This window comes from Pseudoalteromonas sp. SR44-5, assembly GCF_014163675.1.
Taxonomy (GTDB): Bacteria; Pseudomonadota; Gammaproteobacteria; order Enterobacterales; family Alteromonadaceae; genus Pseudoalteromonas; species Pseudoalteromonas rhizosphaerae.
On sequence record NZ_JACJDT010000007.1, the window covers coordinates 164,969 to 172,309 of the forward strand.

Annotated in this window: 7 protein-coding genes; 1 reads left to right on the forward strand and 6 read right to left on the reverse strand. The window is 35.9% G+C overall.

What is annotated here, in order from left to right; all coding sequences use genetic code 11:
* Positions 1-6: 6 nt before the first annotated feature.
* Positions 7-1,434 carry a DEAD/DEAH box helicase gene (locus H5154_RS06145; RefSeq protein ID WP_182717740.1) on the reverse strand — a complete coding sequence of 476 codons (1,428 nt, stop codon included), beginning with the start codon at positions 1,432-1,434 and terminating at the stop codon, positions 7-9.
* Positions 1,431-1,949 (reverse strand): hypothetical protein, encoded by a 519-nt coding sequence (locus tag H5154_RS06150; RefSeq protein ID WP_182717741.1) that lies wholly within the window; start codon positions 1,947-1,949, stop codon positions 1,431-1,433. Before H5154_RS06150 ends, H5154_RS06145 begins: the two co-directional genes overlap by 4 nt.
* A 129-nt stretch (positions 1,950-2,078) precedes the next feature.
* On the opposite strand from H5154_RS06150, the gene H5154_RS06155 reads away from it, so the two are divergent.
* On the forward strand, positions 2,079-2,294 hold the full coding sequence (locus H5154_RS06155; protein WP_310736603.1) for a helix-turn-helix transcriptional regulator: 216 nt from the start codon (positions 2,079-2,081) through the stop codon (positions 2,292-2,294).
* A 578-nt stretch (positions 2,295-2,872) separates the two neighbouring features.
* Here the strand turns inward: H5154_RS06155 and H5154_RS06160 are convergent.
* From H5154_RS06160 to H5154_RS06175, 4 genes are all read right to left on the reverse strand, one after another.
* Positions 2,873-3,304, reverse strand: coding sequence for an antitoxin Xre/MbcA/ParS toxin-binding domain-containing protein (locus H5154_RS06160; RefSeq protein ID WP_182717743.1), 432 nt, complete (start codon positions 3,302-3,304; stop codon positions 2,873-2,875).
* A gap of 196 nt (positions 3,305-3,500) precedes the next feature.
* Positions 3,501-3,941 (reverse strand): hypothetical protein, encoded by a 441-nt coding sequence (locus tag H5154_RS06165; RefSeq protein WP_182717744.1) that lies wholly within the window; start codon positions 3,939-3,941, stop codon positions 3,501-3,503.
* Positions 3,938-6,058, reverse strand: a complete 2,121-nt coding sequence (locus H5154_RS06170; RefSeq protein WP_182717745.1) for a hypothetical protein — start codon at positions 6,056-6,058, stop codon at positions 3,938-3,940. Before H5154_RS06170 ends, H5154_RS06165 begins: the two co-directional genes overlap by 4 nt.
* Positions 6,055-7,218, reverse strand: a complete 1,164-nt coding sequence (locus H5154_RS06175) for a hypothetical protein (RefSeq protein WP_259398460.1) — start codon at positions 7,216-7,218, stop codon at positions 6,055-6,057. Before H5154_RS06175 ends, H5154_RS06170 begins: the two co-directional genes overlap by 4 nt.
* Positions 7,219-7,341 lie beyond the last annotated feature (123 nt).

A 7,341-nucleotide genomic window follows, 5' to 3' on the forward strand; every position in this document is an offset into this window, starting at 1 on the left:
TTACTTTTATTCATTTAAGCTTAGCGAAATAGCTTCTTGTTTAAAACGCCCAAAAATATTAACGATTTGTTCGTAAGAGCGGGTTAAAAAGTGTGGTTCACTTTGCTCTGTAAGATATGAGCTAACAATTACCCCATCATGAGTTTCTGGGTCGGTTATGTGAATTTCAGGTTTTAGATGTTTAGTTTTTTTGTCACCGAAAGTAACTGCATCTGAAGTAATTACTGTTACATCATTTTCAATAGGTTGTTTCATCTTATCAAACTTAACAACATCCGCCTCAAAAGGGACGTCTTGCTTAACGCGATAAGCGTATTCTAAGAGCTTCGGTTGTGCAGGCATATACATAATAGCATTTTGATTTTTAGAGGGAGTAATTCTAAGAATTCGACCTAAAATCTGTCTGAAATGCATTTCTGTTTTTATATTTGTTAAATGGCAGCATACTTGAAGTCTTGGAATGTTTGTACCTTCGCTGATCATGCCTACCGAAACAATCCATTTGGAGGAGCTGTGTCTGAATCGTTGAATAATTTCAGTGGGTTCACTTTCCCGATAAGTAACAACAGCACATTCATCGTTAAGGTGTGTTTTGAGTATGTTTGCGATGTTTTTTGCATGTGCAACTGAGCTGGCAACAATTAAACCGGCAGCGCTAGGAGAGGATAAACGAATATTGTTTAATTTTTTTTGTGCCGATGAAAGTATGTATTTAATAACCGCTTCATTTTCTATGACGCTTTGGTAGGGCACCGCAGATTCAGATAATAAGCTTTTGAAGCTATTAAATGTTTTAGTTTCCTCATCTTCAACAATGGAAATGCTGTTATTATCAACCGCGACAATTTGAGGTATTCTGCAAACACCGTCTTTAATCGCCTCAGTAAGGCCGTAGATATAATCACAAGAAATTTTATTGCTAGGATATAAGTAGTTTGAAAGAACAATTGGCGCAGTGTCAGACCGCCAAGGCGTTCCTGTTAGCGCCAATGTATAAGTAGCTTTGTCTTTAATGTTTCGTATTATTTGTTCACCCCAAGCGTTGGCATTTTCGATGTTTGAGCCTGCACAATGATGAACTTCATCAAAAATAACAAACACACGAAAGCGAGTAAATAATTGCCAAAAGGTTTTATCTAAGTGTTGCAAGCTTTGATAAGTAAGTGAGCGCCCTTTAGCGCCCAAAAGCCCGTCAAAACGCTCTTTGGTTATTAATTGTAGGCTGTCACAAAAATCATTTGCGACGATAGATGCTGGAGCAAAACATATGACCAAATCAATATGTTTGTTTACTAACATCTGGTTTGCTAACTCAGAGGCCATAACGGTTTTACCCGCTCCTGGAGTAGCCAAAGCTAAAAAATGTTTTTGTCCATTTAGATACTTATTGAATGCCAGATTTATACATTTAGATTGCCAAACTCTTAACTTCATGTGTTTTGCTGTTTCTCTTGGTTAATTAAGCTTTCTATGGCTTTAATTTTTCCTAAAATTTTAGTGTTATCATCTCTAGCTTGGTTGTACTTATATTGAATTTCAGTGACTAATTCTGGAAATTCATCATAGAGTTCCTTATAAGCCTCCGTTTCTCCGAGGTTTAACAGTAGCTCGGCTTTATAATGATTTAACTTAGTCGTTAAAGATTGTTTAATGTCATTACAAAGAGTTATTTGCTGAGGATTATCAACGATGCACTCTATTAGCTTTTGAACATCAAATAGCTCTGTTTTAACAAAGCGAGTGCCTTTTTTATTACTAGATGATTTCTTCCTTAACCACCCTTTATTAACAAGCTTTAGAAGTTCAGCGTATAACTTCCGACGAATTATTACAGGGTCTAAAAAAGCATCTTTACTGATAGCGATATAAGCAGATCTGACATCACTTGTTGTAAAGTTATTAAAGTTGGGAGCTTTAATTATTTGAACTACCAAATTGTCTATTTTCAAAAGAAATTCCAAACTAAGTTAACCAAAAAATCGACTGCTCCGAAGGCGGAGCAATTCTAGGCCTTTTATTTGTGACAATCAAGCTCCGCTAACGGAGCAGGTTGGATCATGAATATTATCGGTAAGAACGTGAAAACAATACGGGAGAAGCTTGGTTGGACCCAAGAACAGCTTGTAGCTAAGTGTAACCTTATTGATTGGCAAATTAGCCGAAGTACTCTAGCTAAAGTTGAGGCTAATGTCAGAAGAGTGACCGATATTGAAGTTCTGAAATTGTCGACTGCATTGAATGTCCCTATCAATCATTTATTTGATACTAAGCGTGTTTTTGATCAGCAAAGTTAATTATGAAATTGAATTCAGTTATTGCTTTATTTTGAGTAAAGCAGTCAATAAATTTTAATATTTATTGCCTTTCGAAATGAAAACCGTATCGAGGAAGTAATATCTAGGAGGCTTTAAATAGTTGTATTCGTAAGTAATATGATATTACCTATGAACGTATTACTGCATGGCTATTTATCATATTCTAAATATTAGATCTGTCGAGACCTGCATGTAAAAGTGTGCGTCGTATTACCTAAGAAGAGCATTTTCTTTATTAATGCTGGAAAGCGGCGAAGATCTTATTATAGTTAAAGATGCAATAGGCATACGAGCTTAGCTATAGCAATCTTGCGTCAAAATGAGTTAATAAGAAAAATAAGTAATGATTTGTGAGAATGGATTGTTAGTGTAAGTAACACATGTTTTAGCGATTAAAATTGCAGGCTATAGATTGCTGGATATTAGTTAAAAAATAAATTCATCAATAGCTTTTTTGTATTCAATAGAAAGCTAGTCATTGTGGCGCTAAATCACTCCATATTGTCACTAAATGAGCTGATAGACATTTCTGAAAGTATTAGTTTGTGATCTTTACTTTATGCAGTAAAACCATAGTTAAGGGAATTAATTGTTTTTTTTATTAACTCCCGACCTTTAATTGATTTTAAAAAAGATCGTGGTGGTTTATTACTAAACTGTAAATTTGGAGTATCTAGCCATAGATTAAAGCGATGTTCATTTTCAAAATAATCAATACAAATAGATGCTAGATATGCAATCTCAATTGCATTTTGACTCAGTGTGGCATTTAAAATTTTAGGCTTATTCAGCATCTTTATATTCGTACCAATAGCCTCTGAAATCTTTTGTATGTCCCAAGCTAGTTTACATCTAAATTGCTCAATACTGTTCGTATCTATGCCTAAGTGAATAACTTCGATTATATCTAAATGATTAGAATTAAGCATAATTCTACCGTTACTGATTAGGCTAATTAAATCATTATTAGTCTTTTGGCTTTTTTTCATAATAAGATTACCCGCTCTAGTTACATTTGACAGTATTATTAGGGGAGCACTGTTAACTACTCAATTAATTTTCAGCGAGAGTGGAAACCCATAAATAATATAATTTACTGCTTAGCTGCGAATAGTTTAACAATTAAACTTGCTTAAAAAGTGTATTGCTAGCTCTTAGTAACTTAGCTTACTTAAAAGGTTTGAGTTACTTTATTTTTATGGTTTTATTTTTTTCGATGTTTCTAATTTGCAGTTCTAGTTCCTCTACGCGCTGGTGCATATTTCGTAAAGCATAGGATAGTTGGTGATGCTCTGCTGCCATCGATTTTACCTGTTGTTTTAGTTCACTTGCTTTATCACGATACCTAATTTTTATTTTTTTTTCTTTATTCATTTTTGCTTGGCAAATAGCTAAATCAGACAATGTTACTTCATTAAATGTTTTCCCTTTAAGAACAGCTATTTCAGATTGTATTTTTGACACAAAATCAGGGTAGTAATAGCAACTTCCGTTTCCAATATCAGCCTCTTCTTCTACAGCACGAACAGATAGTTTTCGGCTCTCGGAAATTCTTCTAGTTGCCCCTTTTAGAATCCTCTGTAGAGCAGCTTCTAATCTCAAGAGTGTGTTCTCTGATTTATTCATAAATCGATTACCTGCACAGGATGTTCATACTTTACAAATTTTATTTTAAATTCGTCCATGACTTTTTCTGCGGCCCGTATTTGAGTGATACAATGTGCAAATTCGTTACGATTGATATCGAGGCTTTTGTGCAAGTAGGCACCTAAAACCTCATGCTTCTTTTGCCACCATAGGGCTTTATCTAAGTCAATTACACTGCCTCCAGTGCGGCAATCTACACAAAAAGCTGGATTAATAAGTCCATCCATGTCGCAATTATGTCCATTTTTACAGTAGCTATGAAGTGTTCCGTGGAGTGTGAGCCTTTCCTCCTTTACAAGCCTATATAAATTATCCCAATTACTATATATAACGGGCTTGTCGTTGCGCATAGCTACAATGGCCTTGCCATAGGTGCCGCCTAGTTGCTCCTCTCCATTAAACCAGCGATCTAAGTGTGCAGTAGTTTGTTCAATTTTAGCTTCGTTGAGTAAGTTTATTAGTTCAGTGTCTACACTAATATCTTTTATACGGCTTTCTATAGCGCCATTTACATACCATTCTGACATTCTTAATGAAAGATGTTTGAATTGCTGTTTAATGGATATAGGATGGCCGAGATTGTTACGAACGGCAAAACAAGCAAATGTTCTTCTGAATTGATGGGTAAGGAGAGGCCATGGCTTACCAAGCTCAACTTTGTCGTTAATTGAACCACCATCTCTAGGGTTTAATTGGCGGCATTCACGTAAATCAGCCTCACTCACAATTGCTCCAACTTTCTCAGAATATTTTTTTAATTTGTCATTCCATTTACTTCGAGTAATTAATATTGGCATATTTTTTCTTTGAATTTGACTAAGCCACAAATTACTCGAAATTTCTATTAACTTATCGACTTGACCGGGGTCACTACTGTGTGTCGCGACTTTGACTAACTGCTCTCGAGCACAAGCACTTAATTCAATAGCTAAAGATATTGCCTTCTCAGTAATAGGACTTGTTAGCCACTCATCATGTTTAGCCCCCGCAGCTAGTTTATGTGTTGCTGCACTGACTGAGTGAAAAATTTGCCCATTAATAGTGCGAGTGAAGAAGCTATCTTCATGAAGCTCAAATAATTCACTTACTCGCATACCGCTAAATGCTCCTGCGCATATAAAACAAGCCGTTTGAAGTTTTGTACGCCATCTAACAAGCCAATTTCCATCTGCTTTGTGTTTAGGAAGTAATTTAGTCCCTGCTAAGTGTTGGGCGATTATTTCAGTTTGTGATTTGGGAGTAGCTTTATTTATTTCTTCAACATAACTTTTTTTATTTAATTCTCCATTTTTATCATATAGCCAAGTCCATCGACCTGTAGCTAATTTATAGTCGACTCTTGAGCGGCCAATATCATAATTTGACTGTAGGTTTCGCTCTAATTCAGCTAACTTTTTTCTATGTGGCCAAGCCAGTTCAACATCTTTAATTGCTTCACCATATATTTTTTCAGTTAATGTTTGAGGGATTGCTAATGTCTGTTTTGACTCAAGTTTATCCCTGCAAGAGAGCTTTTTGGCTAGTTGTTTATAACTTTTATTTGGTAATTCTAATTGAAAAGGAAGCCAGTAATTTAGCCCTGATATAGCTTGTAAAGCAGTAAAGGAAAGCTCTAGTGTACGTCTACTAAAGTTTTGGGCTTTTAGTGTTTCTTCAAGTTTATGCCACTTTTGATAATTGTTGAGCTCCGTTATATTCCTCCCACTAATTTGTATAAGGCTCACTAAAACCTTTTTTAAACCAGTGTTAAACCTGGAAGCTAGAGTTGATAGCTTACATTTACGGCCTAAAATATTACCTTGAATGTATATCCAGCCATAAACAATAAGCTTAGATTGGAGAAGTAACTCAGGAGTATCAATTAGGTAGGTGAAATCAAACACTCTTTGGCTTTGGTCACTACCTTTATCTGTAGCGTATGGGGAACAGTCCCACTTATTATCTCCAAATCTTGCTCTGACTATGTCATATTTATCAATACAGGTTGGAGTATGGTTTAATTCGTCCCAATTATTTTTTTGCACTAATTCAATAACATCAATAGTACTTTTATTGAGTAGTGAAGTTTCATGCGGCAAGTGAAGTAATGGTTTCATACAGAGCCCTTATTCATAATTACACTATCAATATCTAACCAAAGAGGGTGCCTTCCTTCGCTTGCTAGTCGTCGATGAGCTTCACGTACAACTTTGGGCTGCAAGCTTTTCAGGCGTAAGTTTATTTTTTCTATTGTTACAGCAAAATTCTCTTGATGATGGGTTTTATCAATGTGGAGGTATATAGATTCTTCAAGGCATTCTCTGAAACTCAATATACACCAAATATCCATAGCTGATTCGACAAGTACTTGATGGTCACAGCTCCAGCATTTCAATAAGTCAGCGCAAGCTAATTGTTCTCGATCGGAAATCAGTCGGTGTTGCCGTGCTCTTGCTGTGAATTTCTCGGCTTTATGGCCATCTGAATCCTTACAATAGCTTCCGTGAGCACTGCGGGTTGGGGGGGAAGCTCTTCTTACGTATGCATCGTAAGTTAATACATCAACCTTTTGGGCTTTGATTACTTTGGCTTTAGCTGCTTCTACGCTTTGCCTATCACGAACAGTTTGTTCTAATGTAAGAATAGTATCTCTATTCATTTTGTCGTTTTCGTGCGGATTACCAGTCGAATATGAACTTTTAATAGTATTAGGGGTATTATCTAGAAGTATTGCAGCTTCTACAGGGCCTTTACGAGCTAATGTTAAATGGCTGCCAGTAGCTCGGAACCTCCGTGGGACAGGCCATAGTTTCTCACCTTGTTCATCTTGCAGTGGGAAAAATTTGTTTAACCACTTCGCTTTAAAGTCATTTAGTATACACCCACTCATATTTTGTATTTTTTTCTTTCGACAGCTATATGCAGGTAGCAGTAGGCCATCAGGGCTAGGATCTAATAGTTTCGATGCTGTTAATAGCTGATTAAAAAACTGAGTCGCATACTTAGGGATCTCAAATTGGTTATTATCTCCTAGCTCAACAGTAATAGTTTTGAAAGCTCTTCTTTTAAACGCAGGCATTTGATACCAATTCTCAGATAGTGAATGACTACTTATTTTTGGTCTTTTAAGATTGTATAAAGTTGTGCTATTGCTCCAAGTATAATAACTAAGAAGAAATGTTGCAGTGCAAAATAACTTTGTTGTGCCACCACAAACTTCATATTCTTCACCTTTCCAATAAAAAGACATCGTACTTGAGTTAGAAGCCGCTTGCATGCGTATTCTCATGACTTTGATCACCGATTCTCATCAGCTTTGATCACCTGATTTATCATTTTGTAGAGCCGTTTTTAAATTAGCTTAACTGATCATCATCAGTCAATTTATTTAACTGTTTTC

What these genes read in the sequence shown, in the direction of transcription:
- H5154_RS06145 (WP_182717740.1), bottom strand. Translation starts at nt 1,434, where the DNA reads ATGAAGTTAAGAGTTTGGCAATCTAAATGTATAAATCTGGCATTCAAT.
- H5154_RS06160 (WP_182717743.1), bottom strand. Translation starts at nt 3,304, where the DNA reads ATGAAAAAAAGCCAAAAGACTAATAATGATTTAATTAGCCTAATCAGT.
- H5154_RS06165 (WP_182717744.1), bottom strand. Translation starts at nt 3,941, where the DNA reads ATGAATAAATCAGAGAACACACTCTTGAGATTAGAAGCTGCTCTACAG.
- H5154_RS06170 (WP_182717745.1), bottom strand. Translation starts at nt 6,058, where the DNA reads ATGAAACCATTACTTCACTTGCCGCATGAAACTTCACTACTCAATAAA.
- H5154_RS06175 (WP_259398460.1), bottom strand. Translation starts at nt 7,218, where the DNA reads ATGCAAGCGGCTTCTAACTCAAGTACGATGTCTTTTTATTGGAAAGGT.